Genomic DNA, 26,851 nt, shown 5'->3' on the forward strand with positions numbered 1-26,851 from the left:
TGAGACGGCCTGGGGGCCGTCGGAGACGAGCAGGTGGATACGTGACGAATCTGAAGCCTTACGCCGCGGGTGAGCCGTCCATCGGTGGTGGCCTCGGCGACCATGTCTACAACCGGCTGCTCGGCGAGCGCATCATCTTCCTCGGCCAGCAGGTCGACGACGAGATCGCCAACAAGATCACCGCGCAGATGCTCCTCCTGGCCGCCGACCCGGAGAAGGACATCTACCTCTACATCAACAGCCCCGGTGGCTCGGTGACGGCCGGCATGGCCATCTACGACACCATGCAGTACATCCCGAACGACGTCGTCACCATCGGTATGGGCATGGCGGCCTCCATGGGCCAGTTCCTGCTCACCGGCGGCACCGCCGGCAAGCGCTTCGCGCTGCCGAACACCGACGTCCTGATGCACCAGGGCTCCGCCGGCATCGGCGGCACCGCCTCGGACATCAAGATCCAGGCCGAGTACCTTCTCCGTACGAAGAAGCGCATGGCCGAGATCACCGCGCTCCACTCCGGTCAGACCGTCGAGACGATCATCCGCGACGGTGACCGCGACCGCTGGTTCACGGCGGAGGAGGCCAAGAACTACGGCCTCATCGACGACATCATCACCCACGCCGCGGGCGTTCCCGGCGGCGGCGGCACGGGCGCCTGAGCCCGGCAGCCGCTGAAGAGCCCCAGCCCCCGCCGAACGCCACCAGGACGGTGAACATCCAGATGCAGAACAACCTCTCCCCGAGCGGCCTCTACACCGGCGCGCCGATGGACAACCGGTACGTGGTCCCGCGCTTCGTCGAGCGCACCTCGCAGGGCATCCGCGAGTACGACCCGTACGCGAAGCTCTTCGAGGAGCGCGTGATCTTCCTCGGCGTGCAGATCGACGATGCCTCCGCCAACGACGTCATGGCGCAGCTGCTGTGCCTGGAGTCGATGGACCCGGACCGCGACATCTCGATCTACATCAACAGCCCGGGCGGCTCCTTCACCGCGCTCACGGCCATCTACGACACGATGCAGTTCGTGAAGCCGGACATCCAGACGGTCTGCATGGGCCAGGCGGCCTCCGCCGCGGCCGTGCTGCTCGCCGCCGGTACGCCCGGCAAGCGGATGGCCCTGCCGAACGCCCGTGTGCTGATCCACCAGCCCTCGGGCGGCACCGGCCGTGAGCAGCTCTCCGACCTGGAGATCGCGGCCAACGAGATCCTGCGCATGCGCACGCAGCTGGAGGACATGCTGGCCAAGCACTCCTCCACGCCGATCGAGAAGATCCGCGACGACATCGAGCGCGACAAGATCCTCACGGCCGAGGACGCCCTGGCGTACGGCCTGGTCGACCAGATCGTCTCGACCCGCAAGAGCACGGCCGCCGCGGCAGCCTGACGCTCGACCTTCCCCTGGCACGGTCCACGTGGCCGAATCACGACCATGTGAACCGTGCCAAGGGGGGCCCGAACGGGGGGCCCGGCAAGGTACCGTCGAATATGAGGCACCAGGAGTCGCTGAACCAGGCGCTCCCAGGCGAAGGGGAAGCACCTCGTGGCACGCATCGGTGATGGCGGCGATCTGCTCAAGTGCTCGTTCTGCGGAAAGAGCCAGAAGCAGGTGAAGAAGCTCATCGCGGGACCCGGTGTGTACATCTGCGATGAGTGCATCGACCTCTGCAACGAGATCATCGAGGAAGAACTCGCCGAGACGAGCGAGGTGCGGTGGGAGGAGCTCCCCAAGCCCCGCGAGATCTACGAGTTCCTCGAGGGGTACGTCGTCGGGCAGGAGCCTGCGAAGAAGGCCCTCTCGGTCGCGGTGTACAACCACTACAAGCGCGTCCAGGCCGGCGAGAACGGCGGCGGGGCGGGCCGTGACGACGCCATCGAGCTGGCGAAGTCCAACATTCTGCTGCTGGGCCCCACGGGCTCCGGCAAGACGCTCCTGGCCCAGACGCTGGCGCGCATGCTCAACGTCCCGTTCGCCATCGCCGACGCGACGGCGCTGACGGAGGCGGGCTATGTGGGCGAGGACGTCGAGAACATCCTGCTCAAGCTGATCCAGGCGGCCGACTACGACGTCAAGAAGGCCGAGACCGGGATCATCTACATCGACGAGATCGACAAGGTCGCCCGCAAGAGCGAAAACCCGTCGATCACGCGTGACGTCTCGGGCGAGGGCGTGCAGCAGGCCCTCCTGAAGATCCTGGAAGGCACGACGGCCTCCGTACCGCCGCAGGGCGGCCGGAAGCACCCGCACCAGGAGTTCATCCAGATCGACACGACGAACGTGCTCTTCATCGTGGGCGGCGCCTTCGCCGGCCTGGAGAAGATCATCGAGTCGCGCGCGGGCGCCAAGGGCATCGGCTTCGGGGCGACGATCCGCTCGAAGCGCGAGATCGAGGCGAGCGACCAGTTCCAGGAGGTCATGCCGGAGGACCTGGTGAAGTTCGGGATGATCCCGGAGTTCATCGGCCGCCTCCCCGTGATCACCTCGGTCCACAACCTCGACCGCGAGGCCCTGCTCAAGATCCTCGTCGAGCCGCGCAACGCGCTGGTGAAGCAGTACCAGCGCCTCTTCGAACTCGACGGCGTGGAGCTGGACTTCGACCGCCCGGCCCTGGAGGCCATCGCCGACCAGGCGATCCTGCGCGGCACGGGAGCGCGCGGCCTGCGCGCGATCATGGAAGAGGTCCTGATGTCGGTGATGTACGAGGTCCCGTCCCGCAAGGACGTGGCCCGCGTGGTCATCACGGCGGACGTGGTCCACAACAACGTGAACCCGACGCTGGTGCCGCGGATCGTGAAGAACGACGGCCGCCACGAGAAGAGCGCGTAGCGCGACAGCGAACAGCGAAGAGGGGCGCCCGGCCGGTTCACCGAACCGACCGGGCGCCCCTCGTGTGTCACGGCCTCCGACGGTGTCCGGCCGATCTGCAGAGTCGGCCGGACACCGTGGTGGCTACGACGTCACGCCTTGACGCGGACTTCCTTGCGGAGCTTGGCCGTGAGTGAGGCGGCGTCCTCGGCGGAGCCGGGCTTGCCGCTCATCATGGAAGCCATGTCGAGGGGCACCACGAAGCCGACGGTGCTGTGGTCGGCCCAGACGCAGATCGTCATGGCGAAGGCCGGAGTGCCTTCGGAGGCGTTGGCCTCGGACTTGGCCTGCTGGCACTTGAGGATCGCGCCGTCGAGCTCCGCCGGCTCGTACGCCTGCGGGCTGCCTTCGAGCTGCGGCTCACCGGACTTGCCCTTGTCCTTCTCCGCCTCCGTCTTCATGGCGGCGAAGACGCCGTCCACGACCTTCTCCGGGTCGTCGATCTCGCCGTAGAGACCGCTGAACGAGAGGAACTTGCCGCCGAGCGGGTTCGTCTTGTCCTCGACCTTGTAACTGGCGCTGACCTGCTTGGCGTTCTTGACGCCGTTCTTCTCGGCCTCCGCGAGGGACTCCTTGCCGGCCGCGCCCTGGTCCTTGGAGTCCTTCTTGTACTCGGTGAGCACGGTCTCCGGCGTGATCAGCTTGTGCGGGCCGTCGTCCGCGACGGACGAGCCGCCGCCGCCCGCCGTGAAGTACCAGGCGCCGCCGGCGACGAGGGCCAGGGCCACGATCGATGCGCCGATGATCAGGCCCGTCTTCTTCTTCGGGGCCGGCGGCGGGGGCGGCATGTAGCCGCCGGGGCCCTGCGGGGCGCCGTACTGCGGCTGCTGGCCGTACGGGGGATGCTGGCCGTAGCCCTGCTGCTGCGGGTAACCGTACGGCTGCTGAGGCGGCACGCCCTGGGGCGCCTGCTGCGGGTAGCCGTAGCCGGGCTGCGGCGCTTGCGGCTGCTGGCCGTACGGTCCGGGCTGGCCCGGCTGACCGTACGGTCCGGGCTGCTGGGGCTGACCGCCGTACGGGCCCGGCTGGTTGTAGCTCATGGACAGGTTCCCCTCACAGGATGTTTATGCGTAGCGAACATCCTCTCGGAAGCCGGGCCCCGCATGGGCGGCGGGGGGCACACCGTTACGGAACAAACGCGTTTCGGTACAGCCCTGGGACACCCCTAAACTGACCCCGTGACCGAGAACACGCAGACACCCAGCAGCCCCAACCCCGAACTGCCGACCCAGTACGCGCCGGCCGAAGTAGAGGGGAAGCTGTACGAGCGCTGGGTAGAGCGTGGTTACTTCGAGGCCGACGAGAACAGCGACAAGCCGCCGTACACCATCGTCATCCCGCCGCCGAACGTCACCGGCTCGCTCCACCTGGGCCACGCCTTCGAGCACACGCTGATCGACGCCCTCACCCGCCGCAAGCGGATGCAGGGGTACGAGACGCTGTGGCAGCCGGGCATGGACCACGCCGGCATCGCCACCCAGAACGTCGTCGAGCGCGAGCTCGCCAAGGAGGGCAAGTCCCGCCACGACCTCGGCCGCGAGGCCTTCGTCGAGCGCGTCTGGCAGTGGAAGGGCGAGTCCGGCGGCCAGATCAGCGGCCAGATGCGTCGCCTCGGTGACGGCGTCGACTGGTCCCGCGAGCGGTTCACCATGGACGAGGGCCTCTCCCAGGCCGTCCAGACCATCTTCAAGAAGCTCTACGACGACGAGCTGATCTACCGCGCCGAGCGCATCATCAACTGGTGCCCGCGCTGTCTGACCGCCATCTCGGACATCGAGGTCGAGTACCAGGACGACGACGGCGAGCTCGTCTCCATCCGGTACGGCTCCGGCGACGCGTCCATCGTCGTCGCGACGACCCGCGCCGAGACGATGCTCGGCGACACCGCCGTCGCCGTCCACCCGGACGACGAGCGGTACCGGCACCTCGTCGGCACCGAGATCGAGCTGCCGCTGACCGGCCGCCGGATTCCGGTCGTCGCCGACGAGCACGTCGACCCCGATTTCGGCACCGGCGCCGTCAAGGTGACGCCCGCCCACGACCCGAACGACTTCGAGATCGGTCAGCGCCACGGCCTGCCGAACCTCGCCGTCATGGACGAGCGCGCGGTCATCACCGCCCACGGCCCCTTCCAGGGCCTGGACCGCCTGGAGGCCCGCTCCGCCATCGTCGCCGCGCTGCGCGCCGAGGGCCGGATCGTCGCCGAGAAGCGTCCGTACGTCCACTCCGTCGGCCACTGCTCGCGCTGCAAGACCACGATCGAGCCGCGCCTGTCGATGCAGTGGTGGGTCAAGGTCGGCCCGCTCGCCAAGGCCGCCGGTGACGCCGTCCGCGACGGCAAGGTCAAGATCCACCCGCAGGAGATGGAGAAGCGGTACTTCGACTGGGTCGACAACCTCCACGACTGGTGCATCTCGCGCCAGCTGTGGTGGGGCCACCGCATCCCGGTCTGGTACGGCCCGAACGGCGAGATCGTCTGCGTCGGACCGGACGAGGAGGCGCCGTCCGGCGAGGGCTGGCGCCAGGACACGGACGTCCTGGACACCTGGTTCTCCTCCGGCCTCTGGCCGTTCTCCACGCTCGGCTGGCCGGAGCAGACCGACAGCCTCGCGAAGTTCTACCCGAACTCCGTCCTGGTCACCGGCTACGACATCCTCTTCTTCTGGGTCGCCCGGATGATGATGTTCGGCCTGTACGCGATGGACGGCACCCCGCCGTTCCACACCATCGCCCTGCACGGCATGGTCCGCGACCAGTTCGGCAAGAAGATGTCGAAGTCCTTCGGCAACGCGGTCAACCCGCTGGACTGGATGGACACCTACGGCTCCGACGCGGTCCGCTTCACGCTGGCCCGTGGCGCCAACCCGGGTGTCGACGTCCCGATCGGCGAGGACTGGGTCCAGGCGTCCCGCAACTTCGCCAACAAGATCTGGAACGCGACCCGCTTCGCGCTCATGAACGGCGCGACGGTCGAGGGCCCGCTGCCGGACGCGTCGGAGATGTCCGCCACGGACCGCTGGATCCTCTCCCGTCTCAACAAGACGGTCGCCGAGGTCGACGCGCTGTACGACGACTACCAGTTCTCGAAGCTGTCGGAGGCGCTCTACCACTTCGCGTGGGACGAGGTCTTCGACTGGTACGTCGAGCTGTCGAAGACCACGTTCTTCGCGGGCGGCGAGGGCGCCAGGGTCTCCGGCCGGGTCCTCGGCGAGGTCCTGGACGTCATGCTGCGGCTGCTCCACCCGGTCGTCCCGTTCGTCACCGAGACGCTCTGGACCACGCTGACCGGCAAGGAGTCCGTCGTCATCGCCGACTGGCCCACCGACTCCGGCTTCCGTGACGAGGCCGCGGAGAAGGAGATCGAGCTGGTCCAGCAGGTCGTCACCGAGGTCCGCCGGTTCCGTTCGGACCAGGGGCTTCAGCCCGGTCAGAAGGTCCCGGCCCGTCTGGAGCTGGCCGGCACCGCCCTCGCCCCGCACGAGGCGGCCATCCGCCAGCTGCTGCGCCTCCAGCCGGAGGGCGAGGCCTTCTCCGCCACCGCCTCCCTGCCGGTCGCCGGTGCCACGGTCGCGCTGGACCTGTCCGGCACGATCGACGTCGCGGCGGAGCGCAAGCGCCTCGCCAAGGACCTCGCGGCCGCGGAGAAGGAGAAGGCGCAGGCGAACGGGAAGCTCGGCAACGAGGCGTTCCTGGCGAAGGCGCCGGACAACGTGGTCGACAAGATCCGTACGCGGCTCGCCAAGGCGGACGAGGACATCGCCCGTATCCAGGCGCAGCTGGACCGCCTGCCGCAGGCGTGACCGCTCGGGCGTGAATGCTGGTGAAGGGCCCGGAACCGGTTCGGTTCCGGGCCCTTCTCTTTTGTCCGGAGTGCGTGATATCACACCACTTGTGACCTGGGTCATGCGCTCCGGGTCCACGGACCTTGGATGATGGAGGGCATGTCCCGACGTCCCACCTTCCCCGCGCTGCGCCGCCGCGTGGACCGGTGGGCCGTCTCGCCGCCCGCCCTCGACGTCATCGCCGCGGTCGCCGCCTTCGCCCTGATGGTCCTGGACGTGCCCGGGCTCGCGCGGGCCGACAACTCGCTGACCGGCGTCACCGCGACCCTCGTCCTGGCCGCCGGCGCGGCCACGCTGGTGCTGCGGCGCCGGCTGCCCTGGATCCCGTACCTGGTGGCGCTCGCGCTGATGGGCTGGCTGCACGAGCTGACGATGATCCAGTTCGCCCTGTACTCGCTCGGCCGGTTCCGGGGCCGCAGGGCCGCCGTCGTCGCCACGGTGCTCTACGTCGCCGTGGCGTACGCGCTCTTCCACACGCCCGGCTGGCCCGCCCGCCACGGCGACACGCTCAGCGACTTCCTCAGCCTCGTCGTCCCCATCGGCGTGCTCGCGGCGGGCGTCGGCATCGCCGCGTACCGGCAGGACCTGGTGCGCGCCCTGGAGTCCCAGCGCGCCGAGTCCGCGGCACGGCAGGCGGTGCAGGAGGAGCGGATCTCCGTCGGCCGGGACGTCCACGACCTGGTGGGGCGCGAGCTGACGGTGCTCGCCGTGCGCGCCGAGGTGCTCGCCGTACGGGCCCGGGGCGAGGCGCACGTGAAGGACTTCGAGGAGCTCGCGGACACCGCCCGGCGGGCCCACCACATGCTGAACGAGACGATCGTGCGCCGCGCGGACCAGGACGCGGCGACTCCGGGCCTCGAAGGGCTCTCCGCGCTCGCGGACGAGAGCGAGCGGATGGGCAGCCCGGTCGGGCTCACGGTCGACGAGGAGGCCAAGGCGCTCTCCCCGCTGCGGCAGGCGGCCGTCCACCGGGTGGTCCAGGAGTGCCTGACCAACGCGGCCAAGCACGCGCCGGGCCTGCCGGTGACGGTGGCGATCGCGGTGACGGGCCGTGACCTGCGGATCGACGTCCGCAACCCGCTCCCCGCGTCCCCGCCCGACCGCGCCCCCGTCTCGACCGGCACGGGCCTGTTCTCCATGGAGGAGCGCGTCACGAGCATGGGCGGCACGCTCACCGCCGGCGCCCACGGCACCACGTACGCCGTGACGGCCCTGCTCCCGACGGGCTTCGACCCCGCGTAGCCCACGCCGACGGTGCGGCGAAAGTCCCGAAAGGGGTGGGTCCGTATTCCTGTCGGTGCCCCTCCGTAGACTGGGCTCGTGAGTGAGCCCCGCGACCAGTTCGACGAGTCCGAGCAGTCCGACCAGTTCGACGACATCGTCGCCGCCGAGACCGACCGAGACCCCGACCTGGCGGTGATCGAGGCGGGCAGCCGCACGCTGCGCGCCCAGGCCGGTCCGCCCCAGGGCGACCCCGTGCCCGCCAGGCCCGCCGACCCGGAGGTGGACAGGGCGCTGCGCGAGGTCGAGACCGAGCTGTCGTCCCGCTGGGGCGAGACCAAGCTGGAGCCGTCGGTGACGCGTATCGCGGCGCTGATGGACGTCCTCGGCGAACCGCAGCGCGCGTACCCCTCGATCCACATCACCGGCACGAACGGCAAGACGTCCACGGCCCGGCTGATCGAGGCGCTCCTCGCCGCCTTCGACCTCCGCACCGGCCGGTACACCTCGCCGCACGTGCAGACGATCACCGAGCGCATCAGCCTGGACGGCGCGCCGATCTCCGCCGAGCGGTTCATCGAGACGTACCAGGACGTGAAGCCGTACGTCGAGCTGGTCGACTCCCGTGAGGAGTACCGGCTCTCCTTCTTCGAGGTCCTCACCGGAATGGCGTACGCGGCCTTCGCCGACGCCCCGGTGGACGTGGCGGTCGTCGAGGTCGGCATGGGCGGCACCTGGGACGCCACGAACGTGATCGACGCCCAGGTCGCCGTCGTCACCCCGATCGACCTGGACCACACCGACCGCCTCGGCGGGACGCCCGGTGAGATCGCGGGCGAGAAGTCCGGGATCGTCAAGCAGGGCGCGACGGTCATCCTGGCCCAGCAGCCGGTGGACGCGGCCCAGGTGATGCTGAAGAAGGCCGTCGAGGTCGACGCGACCGTGGCCCGCGAGGGCATGGAGTTCGGCGTCACCTCCCGCGAGGTCGCGGTCGGCGGTCAGCTGCTGACCCTGCGCGGGCTCGGCGGCGAGTACGAGGAGCTCTTCCTGCCGCTGTACGGCGCGCACCAGGCGCACAACGCGGCGGTCGCCCTGGCGGCGGTCGAGGCGTTCTTCGGGATCGGCGCGGAGCACGCCCGCACCCTGGACGTCGACACCGTCCGGCGCGCCTTCGCCTCGGTCTCCTCCCCGGGCCGTCTGGAGGTCGTCCGCAAGTCCCCGACGGTCGTCCTGGACGCGGCGCACAACCCGCACGGCGCGCGGGCCACGGCCGCGGGTGTCAGCGAGTCGTTCGGCTTCTCCCGGCTCATCGGCGTGGTCTCCACCAGCTCCGACAAGGACGCCAGGGGGCTGCTCGAGGCGTTCGAGCCGATCTTCGCCGAGGTCGTGATCACGGCGAACTCCAGCCCCCGTGCCACGGACGTCGACGCCCTCGCGGCGATCGCCGTGGAGGTCTTCGGCGAGGACCGGGTGGTCGTCGAGCCGCGTCTGGACGACGCGATCGAGGCCGCCATCACGCTCGCGGAGGAAGAGGGCGAGTACGCCGGCGCGGGTGTGCTCGTGACCGGTTCGATCTTCACGGTCGGGGACGCCCGGCTGCTGCTCGGAAGGCGCTGAATCGGATGCGTACGCTCTGTGCCTCGACGCTGATCGGCGAGTTCTTCGTGATCGGGTTCGCCGGGCTCGTCGCCATGAAGGACGACAGCCTGTCGACGGCCACGGTCTGGTGGGTCTGCGGCGCCGGGATGCTGCTGTCGGTCCTGCTGTGCGGGATGCTCACGCGTCCGGGCGGTGTGCAGCTCGGCTGGGCGCTGCAGGTCGCCCTGATCGCGAGCGGCTTCGTCCTGCCGGTGATGTTCTTCCTTGGCGCGACGTTCGCCGGGCTCTGGTGGGCCTCGTGCCACTACGGCGCGAAGATCGACGAGGCGAAGGCCCGCTGGGCCGCCCAGGCGGAGGCCCATCCGGAGCCGGAGGCGACCTGACCGGGACGGCACGCTTCGGCAGGGCTTGACGCTGCGTAATCGGCGGCGGTCCGGGCCCTGTAGCCTCTGAATCCCGCACACCGGATCTGAAGGAGTCTCCACCGTGAGCCAGCGCACGCTCGTCCTGCTCAAGCCCGACGCCGTCCGCCGTGGCCTGATCGGCGAGATCATCGGCCGTATCGAGCGCAAGGCGGGCTGGACCATCTCCGCGCTCGAGCTGCGCGAGCTGAGCCAGGAGACGCTGGAGCAGCACTACGGCGAGCACAAGGGCAAGCCCTTCTACGAGCCGCTGATGGGCTTCATGCAGTCCGGCCCCGTCGTCGCCCTGGTCGTCGAGGGCGAGCGCGTCATCGAGGGTCTGCGGACCCTCGCCGGCCCGACCGACCCGATCGCCGCCGCCCCCGGATCCATCCGTGGGGACTTCGGCACCATCGTCCGGGAGAACCTGATCCACGCCTCGGACTCCGAGGAGTCCGCCATTCGGGAAATGAAGATTTTCTTCCCCGGCCTGGCGTGATCCAGGGCTGACCGGTCCGTCCGTTCTGACCCGGTGTCAGCCATCCTCCGCAACGACCTGGGGCGACCGAAGGAATTTCGGTCGCCCCCGGGCATATGAACGCAGCGATCGGGAACGCATCGCTGCGTCCTGTCGTCACCTGTACAGAGGTGGATCCACCGCGCGGTATCCGAGTGGGCGGCACTACGATGGAAAACTCCACGCCGCAGCACCCGAAACACCCACCACCTCGCCTACCTGAGAAGCCGTCAACGCTCCGATTGGGAAGGCCCGACGCATCCTCATGGGAAACAAGGGGAACTCAATGTCGTTCATCGGCCGTGACATGGCTGTCGACCTCGGGACCGCCAACACGCTGGTGTACGTCAGGGGTCGAGGCATCGTTCTGAACGAGCCGTCCGTCGTCGCGATCAACACCAACACCGGCGGCATCCTGGCGGTCGGCGCCGAGGCCAAGAAGATGATCGGGCGCACGCCCGGCAACATCGTGGCCGTGCGGCCCCTGAAGGACGGTGTGATCGCCGACTTCGAGATCACGGAGCGCATGCTCCGCTACTTCATCCTCAAGATCCACAAGCGCCGCTACCTGGCTCGCCCCCGGGTCGTCGTCTGCGTGCCCTCCGGTATCACCGGAGTGGAGCGCCGCGCCGTCATCGAGGCCTCGACCCAGGCCGGCGCCCGCCAGGTGCACATCATCGAGGAGCCCATGGCCGCGGCCATCGGCTCGGGCCTGCCGGTCCACGAGGCCACGGGCAACATGGTCGTCGACATCGGCGGCGGCACCACCGAGGTCGCCGTGATCTCACTCGGCGGAATCGTCACGGCACAGTCGATCCGGGTGGCCGGCGACGAGCTCGACAACGCGATCATCCAGCACATCAAGAAGGAGTACTCGCTCCTCCTCGGTGAGCGCACCGCCGAGCAGATCAAGATCACCATCGGCTCGGCCTACGACCTCGACAACGACGAGCACACCGAGATCCGCGGCCGTGACCTCGTCTCCGGTCTGCCCAAGACCGTGGTCATCTCGGCCGCCGAGGTCCGCAAGGCCATCGAGGAGCCGGTCAACGCGATCGTCGACGCCGTGAAGACGACGCTCGACAAGTGCCCGCCCGAGCTCTCCGGTGACGTGATGGACCGCGGCATCGTTCTCACGGGTGGCGGCGCGCTGCTGCGCGGCCTGGACGAGCGGCTGCGCCGCGAGACCGGGATGCCGATCCACATCGCCGAGGATCCGCTGGACTCCGTGGCTCTGGGGTCGGGCAAGTGCGTCGAGGAGTTCGAGGCCCTCCAGCAGGTCCTGGACGCCCAGCCGCGCCGGTAACGAGTGCGCACCCATTCGCCGCGATTCCTCTGTACGGGTGGCAAGAGCCCCCGTACAGAGGATCGTTGATATAACGCCACAATCCGCACGGAACAACCGAACCAAGAGGAAAGGCACGGCCGCCGCACGTGAGGGACACACGAGAGAGCCGGCTGCTCCTGGTGCTGCTGATCGCCATCGCGTTCGCACTGATCACGGTGGATATCCGCGGCGGCGAGGAGTCACCGGTCGACGGCGCCCGTCAGGCGGCCGCAGCGGTCTTCGGACCGGTCGAGAACGGGGTCGCGGCAGCCGTCGACCCCGTCGGGAACGCCATAGGGGCGGTGCGCGACTCCGGCGAGCGGCACGACCGGATCGCCACGCTCGAACGCGAGAACGCCGCCCTCAAGGCCAAGCTCGGGAGCGACGACCGCAACCGCAGCCGCGTCCGTGAGCTGGACTCCCTGCTCAGGACGGCGGGCGCGGGCCAGTACGGCATCAAGGGCGCCGAGGTCATCGCCATAGGAGCGGCCCAGGGCTTCTCCTGGACCGTCACCATCGACGCCGGAGCCAATGACGGCATCGAGCGGGACATGACCGTGCTGAACGGCTCCGGTCTTGTCGGCCGCGTGACGACCGTCGGGCCCTCCACCGCGACGGTGCTCCTCGCCAACGACCCCGACTTCACCGTCGGCACCCGGATGGAGAACTCGGACGAGCTCGGCTTCGCCACCGGGCAGGGCAACGGCCCGCTCCTCGTCCAGCTCCTCAACGGCAAGGCGAAGGTGAAGACCGGCGACCGGCTCGTCACCTTCGGCTCGCAGGCGAACAAGCCCTTCGTGGCAGGCGTCCCGGTCGGCGAGGTCGTCCGCGTCGACCCGCTGGGCGGCGGCCTGACCCGCAACGTCTACGTGCGTCCGTACGTCGGCTTCTCCAAGCTCGACATCGTCGGCGTCGTCGTCCAGGCCCCGCGGACCAACCCCCGCGACACGGTCCTGCCGCCCAAGCCCAAGCCGGCCCCGACCGTCACCGTCACGGTCACCCCGCCGCCGCCCCAGGGGGAGAGCCCGCAGGGGGAGTCGGGGACCCAGCAGCCGGGCCGGCAGCAGCCGGGACGGGAACAGCAGCCGGGCCAGAGGTCCGAGAACGAGCAGCAGGGGGACCAGACGTGAAGTTCAACCGGATCCTGCTCTCCAGCACCCTCGTCGTCGTCGCCCTGGTCATCCAGGTCTCCGTCCTCGCGCGCCTCCAGCTCCCCGGAGCGGTGCCCGACCTCGTGCTGCTGACCGTCGTCGGCCTCGCACTCGTCTACGGGCCGGTCAGCGGCTCCCTCATCGGCTTCGGGGCCGGACTCCTCTCCGACCTCGCCCCGCCCGCCGACCACGCCGCCGGCCGCTACGCCCTGGTCCTCTGCGTCATCGGCTACGTCGCCGGACTCGCCCGTCCCGACAACGGCAAGCTGAAGTCCGCCAGCGGCCCGATGGCCGTCGTCGTCGCCGCGGCGCTCGGCTCCACCCTCCTGTACGCGGGGGTCGGCGCCCTCGTCGGCGACACCGCCGCCCGCCATGTCGGCCTCGGCTTCCTGCTGCTCACCGCGGCGATCTACGACCTCCTCCTCGCGCCCTTCACCGTGCCGCTCATCATGGCGCTGGCCCGGCGCGCCGAGAACGATCCGCTCGCCGACAGCTCCGGGGGCGCGACCGACGTCGCCTCCGGCTGGCTGAGTTCGGGCACGGGCCTCCAGATCGGGACCCAGCGCGGTGGCCTGCGCGTCAAGGCCGCCCGTACGAGAGCGGCACGCGCCGGACGCATCAAGGGAGTCAAGCGACTGTGACCGAGGGGGCACCGGCAGCATGAGCAACATCCCGGAGACCGGACGGACCCCCCGGGTCCAGACCCGTCTCGTCATCATCCAGATCCTCGTCGTCTCCCTCCTGCTGACTCTGGGCGGACGCCTCTGGTACCTCCAGATCCGCAACGGCAAGGAGTACACCGACGAGGCGAAGAGCAACCACGTCCAGCGGGTCGTCCAGCCGGCGGTCCGGGGCTCCATCCTCGACGCCCGCGGAGTGCCGCTCGCCGACAACGAGACCCGGCTCGTGGTCTCCGCCTCCCGCACCGACCTGATGAAGATGAAGGACGACGGCAAGGCGGTCCTCACCCGCCTCGCGGGCGTCCTGGGCATGCAGCCCAAGGAGGTCATGGACAAGGTCCGCCTCTGCGACTCCCAGACCCCGCAGCCCTGCTGGAACGGTTCCCCCTACCAGCCGATCCCCATCACGGACGAGGCCACCACGCAGCAGGCGCTGCGCATCCGGGAGAGCACCGAGGACTTCCCCGGCATCACCGCCGAACTCGCCGCCGTACGCCGCTACGCCGCCCCGGGCAACGCCCGCAGCGCGCAGGTGCTCGGCTACCTCTCGCCGGTCACCGACGAGGAGATCCAGAAGGCCAAGGACTCCGACTCGCCGTTCCTGCGCTCCGACCAGGTCGGCCGCTCCGGCATCGAACGCACCTACGACAAGGAACTGCGCGGCAAGGCGGGCGTCACGTCGTACGAGGTCGACAAGGTCGGCCGCGTCATGGGTCAGACCGAGTCCGACCCCGGTGAGCCCGGCTCCACCCTCGTCACCAGCATCGACGCCCGGGTCCAGTCGGTCGCCGAGTACGAGCTCGCCCAGGCGATGAAGCTCGTCCGGGGCGAGACCGACAAGATCACCGGCCGCCCGTACGAAGCCGACTCGGGCGCCGTCGTCGTCATGGAGTCCAGGACCGGCCGTGTCGTCGCGATGGCCTCCCAGCCCGACTACGACCCCAACGCCTGGGTCGGCGGCATCTCCGGCAAGGACTACAGCCGGCTCACCAGCAAGGACTCCAACTACCCGCTGCTCAACCGGGCCATCCAGGGCCAGGCGCCCGCCGGCTCCGTGTTCAAGGTCGTCTCGGCGAGCGCAGCCGTACGGGCCGGTTACGACTTCGACGACAAGTACCTCTGCAGCAGCTCCTACAGCATGGGCAACCGGAGCTTCGCGAACTTCGAGTCCCAGGGGCACGGCCCCATCACCCTCGGAGACGCCCTCAAGTACTCCTGCAACACGGTCTTCTACCGTCTCGGCCACCAGGAGTGGAACCGCGACGGCGGCCTCAAGCCCAAGAAGGACGCCCACGACTGGTTCTACCGGACCGCCCACGACTTCGGCTTCGGCTCCGAGACCGGCATCGACGTGCCCAACGAGGTCAAGGGCCGTATCCCGGACCGCCAGTGGAAGCAGAGGTTCTGGGAGGCCAACAAGGACGCCTGGTGCAAGCAGGGCAAGAAGGGCGGCACCTACGTCGAGCAGATCGCCTACGAGAGCTGCCTCGAAGGCAACCAGCTGAAGGCCTACGACAGCATCAACTTCTCCATCGGCCAGGGTGACGTCCTCATCACGCCCATCCAGCTGGCCACCGCCTACGCGGCGATCAGCAACGGCGGCACCCTCCACAGCCCCACCATCGGCAAGGCCGTGATCAGCCCCGACGGCAAGTCGGTCAAGGAGATCAAGCCCACGTCCCACGGCAGGCTGCCCGTCGACGCGAAGACGATCAGCGACCTCGACAAGGGTCTGCGCTCCGTCGTCGAGCCCGGCGGCACCGCCGCCTGGCGGTTCGGCGGCTGGCCGCAGGACAAGATCCCGATGCGGGCCAAGACCGGTACCGCCCAGGTGTACGGCAAGCAGACCACCTCCTGGTTCGCCACCTACACCGACGACTTCACCATCGTCATGACGATCTCCCAGGGCGGTACGGGCTCCGGAGCCTCCGGCCCCGCCGTCCGCAACATCTACGACGCCCTCTACGGTCTCGACGACGCGGGCAACCAGGACCTCAAGCGGGCCCTCCTGCCCCAGCCGCAGAAGACGCTGCCGAAGGTCCAGCCCGACGGCTCCATCGACGCGCCGCAGATCAAGCCGTACGACCCCAAGTCACAGCTGGTGGTCGACGCAGCCGGCACGGGCGACGGCGGCGACGGACAAGAGCCACTCCACGGGCCGCTGCCCGGCAGGACGGGAGACTGACCGATGACCGCACCCCACGGCTTCTCCGTCTCCCGCTACGCCCCCGAGCGCGGCCCGATCGCCAAGCTCACCGCCCGCGACTCGATGGTCCGGCGGCTGGACTGGCCGATCCTCCTCTCCAGCCTCGCGCTGTCGTTCATCGGCTCCCTGCTCGTCTGGTCCGCCACCCGCGGCCGCACCGAGCTGAACCAGGGCGACCCGTACTACTTCCTCTTCCGCCACGCCCTGAACACCGGCATCGGGCTCGCGCTGATGATCGGCACCGTGTGGCTCGGCCACCGCACCCTGCGCGGCGCGGTGCCGATCCTCTACGGCATCTCGATCCTGCTGATCCTCGCCGTCCTCACCCCGCTCGGCGCGACCATCAACGGCGCCCACGCGTGGATCGTGATCGGCGGCGGCTTCTCGCTCCAGCCCAGCGAGTTCGTGAAGATCACGATCATCCTGATCATGGCGATGCTGCTGGCCGCCAAGGTCGACGCGGGCGACCAGGTGCATCCCGACCACCGGACCGTCGCCAAGGCCCTGGCGCTCGCCGCGCTGCCCATGGCGATCGTCATGCTGATGCCCGACCTCGGCTCGGTGATGGTCATGGCCGTCATCGTGCTCGGCGTGCTCCTCGCCTCCGGCTCCTCCAACCGCTGGGTCCTCGGCCTCATCGGCGCCGGCGTCGCGGGCGCGGTCGCGGTCACCGCGCTCGGCCTGCTCGACGAGTACCAGATCAACCGGTTCGCCGCCTTCGCCAACCCCGAGCTCGACCCGGCGGGCGTCGGCTACAACACCAACCAGGCGCGCATCGCGATCGGCTCCGGCGGCCTGTACGGCGCGGGACTCTTCAACGGCCACCAGACCAGCGGCCAGTTCGTGCCCGAGCAGCAGACCGACTTCATCTTCAGCGTCGCGGGCGAGGAGCTCGGCTTCCTCGGCGGCGGACTGATCATCCTGCTGATCGGCGTCATCCTCTGGCGTGCCTGCCGGATCGCCCGCGAGACCACCGAGCTGTACGGAACCGTCGTCGCGGCCGGAATCATCGCCTGGTTCGCCTTCCAGTCCTTCGAGAACATCGGCATGGCGCTCGGCATCATGCCGGTGGCGGGCCTGCCACTGCCGTTCGTGTCGTACGGAGGCTCGTCGATGTTCGCGGTGTGGGTGGCGATCGGACTGCTCCAGTCGATCAGGGTCCAGCGGCCGATAACGGCCTAGCGGGGGCGCCGCGGGGCATGGACCGGCGTCGTATGGGTTAGGAGCCTTGTATGACGGCGGAGACGAAGCGCGAGATCGAGCGGAAGTACGAAGCCACCGAGCGGACGGGACTCCCGGACCTCACCAGGGCCCGGGGAGTCTCGTCCGTCCTCGACCAGGGCGTCGCCGAACTCGACGCCGTCTACTACGACACGGCCGACCTCCGCCTCGCCGCCGGCTCCCTCACCCTGCGCCGCCGTACGGGCGGCGCCGACGAGGGCTGGCACCTCAAGATCCCGGTCTCGTCCGGGATCCGCGACGAGATCAGGGCCCCGCTCGCCGACACCCTCCCGGAGTCCCTGGCGGCCCTCCTGCGCTCCCGCGTCCGGGACGAGGACGTCGTCCCCGTCGTCCGCCTCCGCTCCGCCCGCAAGGTCCAGCACCTGCTCGACGACTCGGGCTCCCTCCTCGCGGAGGTGTCCGTGGACACCGTCCGCGCCGAGCGCCTCCCGAAGGGCCCCGACGCCTCCTGGACGGAGATCGAGGTCGAACTCGCCGACGACGCGGACCCCTCCGTCCTCGACGCGGTCGAGAAGCGGCTGAAGAAGTCGGGGATCCGCCCGTCGTCGGCCCCGTCGAAGCTGGCGAGGGCGCTGGAGGAGACGTCGGAGCAGGGCAAGCCCGCATCCGCCACCCCCGGCACACCGGCGGCCCCCGCCGCCCATGCCGAACTGCCGGACGAGGACACCGCGGGGGGCCGCGTCCTCACCTACGCCCGCGAGCAGGTCGAGGCGATCATCGCCCTCGACCCGGCCGTCCGCCGCGACCTCCCCGACGCCGTCCACCAGATGCGGGTCGCCTGCCGCCGCCTGCGCAGCGCCTTCAAGACGTACCGCAAGGTCCTCGACCGCACCGTCACCGACCCCGTCGGCGACGAGCTCAAGTGGCTCGCCGGCGAACTCGGCCTCGCACGCGACCAGGAGGTCCTCGCCGAACGCCTCCGTACCCGCGTCGACGCGATCCCCGACACCCTCGTCCTCGGCCCCGTCCACGCCCGCCTGCAGGTCTGGGACACGGCCACGAGCGCCGACGCCCGCCGCAAGGCCCTCGCCGCCCTCGACTCCGACCGGCACCTCGCGCTCCTCGGCACGCTCGACGCACTCCTGGCGGACCCGCCCCTGCTCAAGGCCGCCGCCGAGGACCCGGTGCCCGTCCTCTCCCGCGCGGTCCTCAAGGACTACGACCGCCTCGCCCGCCGCGTCGACCACGCCCTCGCCCACGCGCCCGGCCACGATCGCGACCTCGCGATGCACGAGGCCCGCAAGGCCGCCAAGCGCACCCGCTACGCCGCCGACGCCGCCCGCCCCACGCTCGGCAAACCGGCCAAGCGCTTCGCCAAGCGGATCAAGGCCGTCCAGAGCCTCCTCGGCGACCACCAGGACAGCGTCGTCGCCCGCGAGGCCCTGCGCGGCCTCGCGATCCAGGCGCACGCGGCCGGCGAGTCCGCGTTCACCTGGGGGCTCCTCCACGGCCAGGAGGAGTCGGCCGGAGCGGTCCGCGAACGCGAGTTTCCCGAGGTCTGGGCCAGGGCGTCGGCCCCGGAACTGAGGGCGGCACTGACCCACTGAGCACCGGGTACGCTTGAGAGTCGCCCCCTGCCAGCTCACGAAGGTTCGAGATGTCTGCTGCCGAGTCTGTCTTCCCGCAGCTCGAAGCTCTGCTCCCGCACGTGCAGAAGCCGATTCAGTACGTCGGTGGAGAGCTGAACTCCACGGTCAAGCCGTGGGAGTCCGCCGACGTCCGCTGGGCGCTCATGTACCCGGACGCGTACGAGGTCGGCCTGCCCAACCAGGGCGTCATGATCCTCTACGAGGTACTGAACGAGCGCGAGGGCGTCCTGGCCGAGCGCACGTACAGCGTGTGGCCGGACCTCGAAGAGCTGATGCGCGAGCACGGCGTGCCGCAGTTCACGGTCGACAGCCACCGCCCCGTCGGCGCGTTCGACGTCTTCGGCCTGAGCTTCTCCACGGAGCTCGGCTACACCAACATGCTCACGGCCCTCGACCTCGCGGGCATCCCGCTGGAGTCGAAGGACCGCACCGTCGACCACCCGATCGTGCTCGCAGGAGGCCACGCCGCCTTCAACCCCGAGCCGATCGCGGACTTCATCGACGCGGCGATCATCGGCGACGGCGAGCAGGCCGTCCTCGACATGACCGAGATCATCCGCGCCTGGAAGGCGGAGGGCCGCCCCGGCGGCCGCGAGGAGGTCCTCCTCCGGCTCGCCAAGACCGGCTCGGTCTACATCCCGGGCTTCTACGACGTCGAGTACCTGGCCGACGGCCGGATCGCCCGCGTCGTCCCGAACCGCTCCGGCGTGCCGTGGCGCGTGTCCAAGCACACCGTCATGGACCTCGACGAGTGGCCCTACCCCAAGCAGCCGCTGGTCCCGCTCGCCGAGACGGTCCACGAGCGGATGTCCGTCGAGATCTTCCGCGGCTGCACCCGCGGCTGCCGTTTCTGCCAGGCCGGCATGATCACGCGCCCCGTGCGGGAGCGAAGCATCACCGGCATCGGCGAGATGGTCGAGAAGGGCCTCAAGGCGACGGGCTTCGAGGAGGTCGGCCTCCTCTCCCTCTCCTCCGCGGACCACACCGAGATCGGTGACATCGCGAAGGGCCTGGCGGACCGGTACGAAGAGGACAAGATCGGCCTCTCCCTGCCGTCCACCCGTGTCGACGCCTTCAACGTGGACCTCGCGAACGAACTGACCCGCAACGGCCGCCGTTCGGGTCTCACCTTCGCCCCCGAGGGCGGCTCCGAGCGCATGCGCAAGGTCATCAACAAGATGGTCTCGGAGGAGGACCTGATCCGGACCGTCTCGACGGCGTACGGCAACGGCTGGCGCCAGGTGAAGCTGTACTTCATGTGCGGCCTGCCGACCGAGACGGACGAGGACGTCCTCCAGATCGGCGACATGGCGGTCAAGGTCATCGCCGAGGGCCGCAAGGTCTCCGGCCAGAACGACATCCGCTGCACGGTCTCCATCGGCGGCTTCGTCCCGAAGCCCCACACCCCGTTCCAGTGGGCCCCGCAGCTGTCGGCGGAGGAGACGGACGCGCGCCTGGAGAAGCTCCGGGACAAGATCCGCGGCGACAAGAAGTACGGCCGCTCGATCGGCTTCCGCTACCACGACGGCAAGCCCGGCATCGTCGAGGGCCTGCTGTCCCGCGGCGACCGGCGGATCGGCGCCGTCATCCGCGCGGTGTACGAGGACGGCGGCCGCTTCGACGGCTGGCGCGAGCACTTCTCGTACGACCGCTGGATGGCGTGCGCGGACAAGACGCTGCCCGACATGGGCGTCGACGTCGCCTGGTACACGACGCGCGAGCGCACGTACGAGGAGGTCCTGCCCTGGGACCACCTGGACTCGGGTCTCGACAAGGACTGGCTCTGGGAGGACTGGCAGGACGCCCTCGACGAGACCGAGGTCGAGGACTGCCGCTGGACGCCGTGCTTCGACTGCGGCGTGTGCCCGCAGATGGACACGCACATCCAGATCGGCCCGACGGGCCAGAAGCTGCTGCCGCTGACGGTCGTCAAGTAGTCGCGTAACACTCCGGCGACGGCCCGGCGTGAGGGGAAACCCTCCGCCGGGCCGTCGCGTCATCTGGGGCATGAGCATGGAGAAGCCCCCGTCACGGCGGGACGAGCCGGACGGTTGTCTGACCGCGGTCATCAGGATTCCGGTGCGGATCGTGGTGCTGGTGATCGTCGTACCGGTACGGATGGTCTGGGACGTCCTCGTCGTCGCTGCCCGCGCCCTCGACCGGACCGTGCTGCGTCCGGGGGGCCGCGCGCTCGCCCGGCTGGGCCGGGCGCTCTTCGTGCGTCCGTCGGTCTGGCTGTGGCGCCAGGTCGTGGTGCCGGCCGTCCACCACGTGCTGGTGGCCCCCGGCGTCTGGCTGTACCGCCATGTCCTCGCCCCGGTCGGGCACGGGCTGGTCCGCGGTCTCGGCTGGCTGGCCAAGGCGTTGTTCGTGTGGCCCTGGGTCGCGCTGTGGCGGTACGTGGTGGTCCCCGTGGCGCGCTACGGGATCGGGGTCCCCGCCGCCTGGGTGTACCGGTGGATCCTCACGCCGCTGGGCGGTGGCGTCTCCTTCCTGCTCGGCCGTCTGTGGCGGTACGGGATCGCGCTGCCGCTCGTCTGGCTCTACCGCCATGTCCTGGCCCCGGCCGGGCACGTGCTGGCGCAGGGTCTCGGCCGGCTGGCCGAGGCGTTGTTCGTCCGGCCGTGGGTCGCGCTGTGGCGGTACGCCGTCGTGCCCGTCGTGCGGTACGGGCTCGTCGTCCCACTCGTCTGGCTGTACCGCCGTGTCCTGACCCCGGTCGGGCGGGAGCTCCTCGACGCGCTGCGGGTCGGCTGGCGCGTCGCCGGGTTCGTCTCCCGGGCCGTCGGACGGGCCCTCGCGTGGGTCGCCTGGAATCTCGTCGGGCGCCCCGGCGCCTGGTTCTACCGCACCGTCTGCACCCCCGTCGGGCACTGGGTCCGCGACGAGGTCTGGGCGCCGGCCAGGCGTGCGGCGGTCGCGGCCGGGCAGGCCGCGCGGGAGGGCCTCGCCGCGGCGCGGGCGACCGTGCGCCAGGCGCGCAGGGACGCCTGGCGAGCTCTGGTGGGGGGACCCCGGGTGACCGAGCCTGTGGAACCGGTGGTGGCCTCTGCGCGTACTCTGGGTAGTACAACAACCGCCTCCGGCGCGGCGCCCGAACCCGAGATCTCCCTGCGAAAGCGGGGGTGAGCCGGCCGGGCCCCCCAGAGGCCACCCCGTATTTCGTGGGCGGCGCGCCACCGCGCCCGCCCCGCACCGAGGAGAAGAACCACTGGGCAAGCGACAGCCCGAAGGCCCGCCGCCCGCACCGGCGGTGCAGCGCATCCGACTGCGCTACACCAAGCGCGGCCGCCTCCGGTTCACCAGCCATCGTGACTTCCAGCGCGCTTTCGAGCGTGCGTTGCGCCGCGCCGAGGTGCCCATGGCGTACTCGGCCGGCTTCACCCCGCACCCCAAGGTGTCGTACGCCAACGCCGCCCCCACGGGTACGGGCTCCGAGGCCGAGTTCCTGGAGATCGCCCTCACCGAGCACCGGGACCCGGAGAGTCTGCGGCTCCTGCTCGACGAGTCGCTCCCGGACGGCCTCGACATCACCGACGCCGTCGAGGCCCGGACCTCCGGACTCGCCGACCGGCTCGCCGCCTCCGTGTGGGAGCTGCGGCTCGACGGCGTCTCCGTCGAGGACGCGGAGAAGGCCGTCGCGGCCTTCCTCGCGGCCGACACCGTGGAAGTGCAGCGCAAGACCAAGAACGGCATCCGCACCTTCGACGCCCGCTCGGCCGTCGCCGACCTCGTCGCGGACCGTCCACAGGCACGTCCCGGAGCTGATAGGCCCCTGGACAATGCCTGTGCGATACTGCGGCTGGTTGTTCGGCACGTGACACCTGCCGTACGACCCGACGACGTCCTGTCCGGTCTCCGAGCTGTGGCCGACCTGGCGCCGCCGGTCCCCGCAGCGGTGACCAGGCTGGCGCAGGGGCTCTTCGACGAGGAGTCCGGCACGGTGACCGACCCGCTCGCGCCCGACCGCGAGGCAGTCACGGCCGCTCCACCCACGGCCGCCGCGACCGCCTCAGCGACGGCGCCGGGTGCAGGTTCCGCGTAGGGAGCGGTCGTTGTAGCGCAGCCCTGGTACTCGGGAGCCACCTGGGTCGGGCAGCGCACTGACCAGGAGACTTTCGCCAGGCCGTACGGAGAAAGCGTACGGAACCGGCGAGCCAGACATCAGCTCCCGTGCGGCGCCCGCGCCCCGGACGGCGGCACCGCGCACTGTGCGCGATCGTGCCGCCGGACCGGAACAAGGCGCGGCGCCCGGGGGCGTGACGGGAGAACCGCCCGCATGCTCGAACAGCACGAAGAGAACACCGACAACAACGCACCTGGTGACAAGCTGCCGCCGCGCCGCAGGCGCCGGGCGGCTTCCCGCCCCGCCGGTCCGCCGGTCGCGGCGGAGGTCACCGACACCGTGGCCGAGGTCGTCGTGGAGACGCCCGCCACCCCGGAGCCCGCCGCCGAGGCCGCTCCCGCCCGTACGCGCCGTCGCGCAACGCGGAAGACCGCCGCCCCGGAGCCGGCCGCAGAGGCCGCGCCCGTCGTGGAGGCGGCCACCGAGGCCCCCGCCGCCGAGGCCCCCGCCGAGGAGGCCGCCCCGGCGCGTCCCCGTCGTCGTGCGACCCGTAAGGCCACCACGCCCGAGCCGGTCGCCGAGGCTGTCGTGGAAGCGGCCCCCGAGGCCCCCGCGCCCTCCGTCGAGGAGCCCGCCGCACCCGCTCGTACGCGCCGTCGTGCGACCCGTAAGGCCACCACACCCGAGCCCGTCGCCGAGACGGTCGTCGAGCCGGCCGCGGAGACGGTCGCCGAGCCGGTCGCCGAGCCCGTCGTGGAGCAGGCGCCTGCCGAGGAGCCCGCCGCTCCGGCGCGCACCCGCCGCCGCGCGACCCGCAAGGCCACCAGCCCCGAGGTCACCCCCGCCGCCGGCGAGAGCCTGCCGCAGGAGACCGTCGCGCAGATCTCCGCCGAAGAGGCCGAGCCCGAGGTCGCCGCCGCCGAGAAGGCCGCCACCCGCGGCCGTACCCGCCGCCGCGCGTCGTCGCCGCAGTTCACCGCCGAGCCGGTCGCCGCCCCCAAGGCGGAGGAGGAGGAGCCCCGCGGTCGCCGTGCCGCGCGCCCCGCCGTCGCCGTCTTCCAGGCCCCGGTCTTCACCGAGCCGATGTTCCAGACCCCGGAGACCGCGGCCGCCGCCGCTGCCGCCGAGGCCGTGGAGCCGGAGGAGGACGAGGAGGAGGCGGTCGAGGAGACGGTCGAGGAGCCCGCCGCCGCCGCCGTCGTCGAGACGGCCGAGCGTGCCGAGCCCGCCGGCCGGCGGCGTCGCCGCCGTCGTGGCGAGCCCGTCGAGCCCGTCGCCGTCGAGCCCGTGCCGGCCACCGTCGCCGACGAGCCCGAGGTCGAGGCCGAGGAGCCCGAGGCGGAGGCCGAGGAGTCCGACGAGTACGGCGACCGTCCGTCCCGCCGTCGCCGCCGTGGCGGCCGTCGCCGTCGTCGCGGTGAGCTCGCCGAGGCCGAGGAGGCCGAGGAGGCCGAGGAGAGCGAGGAGTCGGACGAGGCCCGCGCCGAGGACGAGGAGTCCGACGAGGAGGGCGAGTCCGACGAGTACGAGGGCGGCGCGCCGTCCGGCGGCTCCAGCAGCTCCCGTCGCCGTCGCCGTCGTCGTCGCCGCAGCGGTGACGCGGGTGGCGAGACCGAGGCGGGCGAGGAGGACGGCGTCCGTACGGTCGTCAAGGTCCGCGAGCCCCGCCCGGCCCGTGAGAAGGCCGAGCCGTCCGACGAGGTCCAGTCCATCAAGGGCTCGACCCGCCTGGAGGCGAAGAAGCAGCGTCGCCGTGAGGGCCGCGAGCAGGGCCGCCGCCGCGTCCCGATCATCACCGAGGCCGAGTTCCTGGCCCGCCGTGAGGCCGTCGAGCGCGTCATGGTCGTCCGCCAGAACGGCGAGCGCACCCAGATCGGCGTCCTGGAAGACAACGTGCTCGTCGAGCACTACGTCAACAAGGAGCAGGCCACCTCGTACGTCGGCAACGTCTACCTGGGCAAGGTCCAGAACGTGCTGCCGTCCATGGAGGCCGCCTTCGTCGACATCGGCAAGGGCCGCAACGCCGTCCTGTACGCCGGTGAGGTCAACTTCGAGGCGCTCGGCATGGCCAACGGGCCGCGCCGCATCGAGACCGCCCTCAAGTCCGGCCAGTCGGTCCTCGTCCAGGTGACGAAGGACCCGATCGGCCACAAGGGTGCGCGTCTGACCAGCCAGGTCTCCCTGCCGGGCCGTTACCTCGTGTACGTCCCCGAGGGCTCGATGACCGGCATCAGCCGCAAGCTCCCGGACACCGAGCGCGCGCGTCTGAAGACCATCCTCAAGAAGATCGTCCCCGAGGACGCGGGCGTCATCGTGCGCACCGCCGCCGAGGGTGCGAGCGAGGACGAGCTGCGCCGTGACGTCGAGCGTCTGCAGGCCCAGTGGGAGGACATCCAGAAGAAGGCGAAGAGCGGCAACGCTCCGACCCTTCTGTACGGCGAGCCGGACATGACCGTCCGCGTCGTCCGCGACATCTTCAACGAGGACTTCTCGAAGGTCATCGTCAGCGGCGACGACGCCTGGGAGACCATCCACGGGTACGTGAACCACGTCGCCCCGGACCTGACCGACCGCCTGTCCAAGTGGACGAGCGAGGTCGACGTCTTCGCGACGTACCGGATCGACGAGCAGCTGATGAAGGCGCTGGACCGCAAGGTCTGGCTGCCGAGCGGCGGCTCGCTGGTGATCGACAAGACCGAGGCGATGATCGTCGTCGACGTCAACACCGGCAAGTTCACCGGTCAGGGCGGCAACCTCGAAGAGACCGTGACGAGGAACAACCTCGAAGCGGCCGAGGAGATCGTGCGCCAGCTGCGCCTGCGCGACCTGGGCGGCATCGTCGTCATCGACTTCATCGACATGGTCCTGGAGTCCAACCGCGACCTGGTGCTGCGCCGCCTCCTGGAGTGCCTGGGCCGTGACCGGACCAAGCACCAGGTGGCCGAGGTCACCTCGCTGGGCCTCGTCCAGATGACCCGTAAGCGGGTCGGCCAGGGTCTGCTGGAGTCCTTCTCCGAGACCTGCGTCCACTGCAACGGCCGTGGCGTGATCGTGCACATGGAGCAGCCGACCGCCCCGGGCGGCGGCGGCAGCGGCAAGCGTGCGAAGAAGCGCGGCCGCGGCGGTGCCGAGCACCACGAGCACGAGCACGTCGACACGGTGGAGACCGACTCCGAGACCGAGACGGTCGAGACCGAGGCCGAGGTGGCCGCGGAGATCGCCGCCCCGGTGGCCGTGGAGGAGCCCTTCCGCGCCGACGAGGAGCTGTACAGCAGCGCCGCCGAGGCCGAGGCCGCCGCCACGCGTGGCCGCGGCCGCCGTCGGGCGACCCGCAAGGTCTCCGCGCCGGCCGGTCCTCCGGTCGCCGCGGCTCCCGCCCCGGTCGTGGTCGAGGAGCCGGCGCCCGTCGCCGAGCCCGAGCCGGTCGTCGAGGCCCCGGTGGCCGAGGCCGCCCCGGTCGTCGAGGAGGCCGCCCCGGCTCCCCGTGCCCGCCGCCGTGCCACCCGCAAGGCGACGGCCCCGGCCGGCTCGCCGGCCGGCGAGGCGGTCGTCGAGACCGTCGTCGAGCCGGTCGCCGCCCCGGAGCCGGTCGTCGAGGCCGCGCCCGAGCCCGTCGTCGAGGAGGCCCCCGTGGCCGCCCCGCCGAGGGCCCGTCGCCGGGTCGTCCGCAAGGTGACCGCCCCCGCCGGCTCCCCGTCGGGCGCGGAGGAGGCCGCCGTCCTGGTGGTCGACTCCCCGGCCGCCGCGCCGGCCGACGCCGAGGCCCCGGCCGAGGCGCCCGTCGCGGAGGCGGAGGCCGAGGCTGCCGCCCCGGCCAAGAAGACGGCCGCCCGCAAGACGGCGAAGAAGGCCACCGCGAAGAAGGCCGCCGTCAAGAAGACGGCGACGGCCAAGAAGACCGCGGCGAAGAAGACCACTGCGAAGAAGGCGGCCACCAAGAAGACGGCCGCCCCCGCGCAGGACTGAGGTTGCCGCCGGTGCGGGCCGTCCCCAGGGACGGCCCGCACCGCCCCGGAGGGTGAAGTCACCGAATTTGACCCCTTGAGGCACCGGCCCGTAACCTTGACCGTCGGCGTGTCGTATGACGCGCCACCCCCCTGAGCACCCTCCTCCCGGGCTTCCGGGAGAGGCCGCTCGTCCACTTCCG

General features: G+C 70.8%; 19 protein-coding genes. 18 read left to right on the forward strand and 1 reads right to left on the reverse strand.

Features of this window, described 5'->3' with window-relative positions; translation table 11 throughout:
- Window positions 1-41: 41 nt before the first annotated feature.
- The 3 genes from ACFVGW_RS12610 to clpX all read left to right on the forward strand — a co-directional run bounded on the left by ACFVGW_RS12610 (window position 42) and on the right by clpX (window position 2,824).
- Window positions 42-659, forward strand: a complete 618-nt coding sequence (locus ACFVGW_RS12610) for an ATP-dependent Clp protease proteolytic subunit (RefSeq protein ID WP_318106825.1) — start codon at window positions 42-44, stop codon at window positions 657-659.
- Window positions 660-721: 62 nt separating this feature from the next.
- Window positions 722-1,384: an ATP-dependent Clp protease proteolytic subunit gene (locus ACFVGW_RS12615; protein WP_352187947.1), complete on the forward strand. Its 663-nt coding sequence runs from the start codon at window positions 722-724 to the stop codon at window positions 1,382-1,384.
- Window positions 1,385-1,540: 156 nt separating this feature from the next.
- Window positions 1,541-2,824, forward strand: coding sequence for an ATP-dependent Clp protease ATP-binding subunit ClpX (gene clpX / locus ACFVGW_RS12620; protein WP_137989313.1), 1,284 nt, complete (start codon window positions 1,541-1,543; stop codon window positions 2,822-2,824).
- Between the two features lie 131 nt (window positions 2,825-2,955).
- Here the strand turns inward: clpX and ACFVGW_RS12625 are convergent, their stop codons facing one another.
- A complete protein-coding gene (locus ACFVGW_RS12625) occupies window positions 2,956-3,903 on the reverse strand; it encodes a hypothetical protein (RefSeq protein WP_385851949.1) in 948 nt (315 codons plus the stop codon).
- Window positions 3,904-4,041: 138 nt separating this feature from the next.
- On the opposite strand from ACFVGW_RS12625, the gene ACFVGW_RS12630 reads away from it, so the two are divergent.
- The 15 genes from ACFVGW_RS12630 (at window position 4,042) to ACFVGW_RS12700 (ending at window position 26,670) form a co-directional block, all read left to right on the forward strand.
- A complete protein-coding gene (locus tag ACFVGW_RS12630; protein ID WP_385851950.1) occupies window positions 4,042-6,663 on the forward strand; it encodes a valine--tRNA ligase in 2,622 nt (873 codons plus the stop codon).
- Window positions 6,664-6,804: 141 nt separating this feature from the next.
- The gene (locus ACFVGW_RS12635) at window positions 6,805-7,947 is read left to right on the forward strand and encodes a sensor histidine kinase (protein WP_383228604.1); all 1,143 of its coding nucleotides are present in this window, start codon (window positions 6,805-6,807) and stop codon (window positions 7,945-7,947) included.
- A gap of 78 nt (window positions 7,948-8,025) precedes the next feature.
- Entirely contained in the window at window positions 8,026-9,543 is a 1,518-nt protein-coding gene (locus tag ACFVGW_RS12640) for a bifunctional folylpolyglutamate synthase/dihydrofolate synthase (RefSeq protein ID WP_383309975.1), read from the forward strand.
- A 5-nt stretch (window positions 9,544-9,548) separates the two neighbouring features.
- Window positions 9,549-9,908, forward strand: a complete 360-nt coding sequence (locus ACFVGW_RS12645; RefSeq protein ID WP_352187844.1) for a DUF4233 domain-containing protein — start codon at window positions 9,549-9,551, stop codon at window positions 9,906-9,908.
- Between the two features lie 103 nt (window positions 9,909-10,011).
- Window positions 10,012-10,425: a nucleoside-diphosphate kinase gene (gene ndk / locus ACFVGW_RS12650; protein ID WP_352187845.1), complete on the forward strand. Its 414-nt coding sequence runs from the start codon at window positions 10,012-10,014 to the stop codon at window positions 10,423-10,425.
- A 304-nt stretch (window positions 10,426-10,729) separates the two neighbouring features.
- Complete coding sequence (locus ACFVGW_RS12655) at window positions 10,730-11,749, forward strand: rod shape-determining protein (protein ID WP_056640532.1); 1,020 nt, start codon at window positions 10,730-10,732, stop codon at window positions 11,747-11,749.
- Between the two features lie 128 nt (window positions 11,750-11,877).
- Window positions 11,878-12,900, forward strand: a complete 1,023-nt coding sequence (gene mreC / locus ACFVGW_RS12660; protein WP_385851951.1) for a rod shape-determining protein MreC — start codon at window positions 11,878-11,880, stop codon at window positions 12,898-12,900.
- Window positions 12,897-13,562: a rod shape-determining protein MreD gene (gene mreD, locus ACFVGW_RS12665; protein ID WP_385851952.1), complete on the forward strand. Its 666-nt coding sequence runs from the start codon at window positions 12,897-12,899 to the stop codon at window positions 13,560-13,562. Before mreC ends, mreD begins: the two co-directional genes overlap by 4 nt.
- A gap of 19 nt (window positions 13,563-13,581) precedes the next feature.
- Complete coding sequence (gene mrdA, locus ACFVGW_RS12670) at window positions 13,582-15,786, forward strand: penicillin-binding protein 2 (RefSeq protein WP_385851953.1); 2,205 nt, start codon at window positions 13,582-13,584, stop codon at window positions 15,784-15,786.
- Window positions 15,787-15,789: 3 nt separating this feature from the next.
- Complete coding sequence (rodA, locus tag ACFVGW_RS12675; protein WP_383294608.1) at window positions 15,790-16,989, forward strand: rod shape-determining protein RodA; 1,200 nt, start codon at window positions 15,790-15,792, stop codon at window positions 16,987-16,989.
- A 50-nt stretch (window positions 16,990-17,039) separates the two neighbouring features.
- Entirely contained in the window at window positions 17,040-18,596 is a 1,557-nt protein-coding gene (locus tag ACFVGW_RS12680) for a CHAD domain-containing protein (RefSeq protein ID WP_385851954.1), read from the forward strand.
- Window positions 18,597-18,646: 50 nt separating this feature from the next.
- Window positions 18,647-20,575, forward strand: coding sequence for a TIGR03960 family B12-binding radical SAM protein (locus tag ACFVGW_RS12685; RefSeq protein ID WP_361678558.1), 1,929 nt, complete (start codon window positions 18,647-18,649; stop codon window positions 20,573-20,575).
- A 70-nt stretch (window positions 20,576-20,645) separates the two neighbouring features.
- Complete coding sequence (locus tag ACFVGW_RS12690) at window positions 20,646-21,767, forward strand: hypothetical protein (protein ID WP_385851955.1); 1,122 nt, start codon at window positions 20,646-20,648, stop codon at window positions 21,765-21,767.
- Between the two features lie 124 nt (window positions 21,768-21,891).
- Complete coding sequence (locus tag ACFVGW_RS12695) at window positions 21,892-22,683, forward strand: TIGR03936 family radical SAM-associated protein (protein ID WP_385851956.1); 792 nt, start codon at window positions 21,892-21,894, stop codon at window positions 22,681-22,683.
- A 234-nt stretch (window positions 22,684-22,917) separates the two neighbouring features.
- Window positions 22,918-26,670 carry a ribonuclease E/G gene (locus tag ACFVGW_RS12700; protein WP_385851957.1) on the forward strand — a complete coding sequence of 1,251 codons (3,753 nt, stop codon included), beginning with the start codon at window positions 22,918-22,920 and terminating at the stop codon, window positions 26,668-26,670.
- The last annotated feature ends 181 nt before the right edge of the window (window positions 26,671-26,851 follow it).

The organism is Streptomyces sp. NPDC127129, assembly GCF_042671585.1.
In the GTDB taxonomy this organism is placed as follows: Bacteria; Actinomycetota; Actinomycetes; order Streptomycetales; family Streptomycetaceae; genus Streptomyces.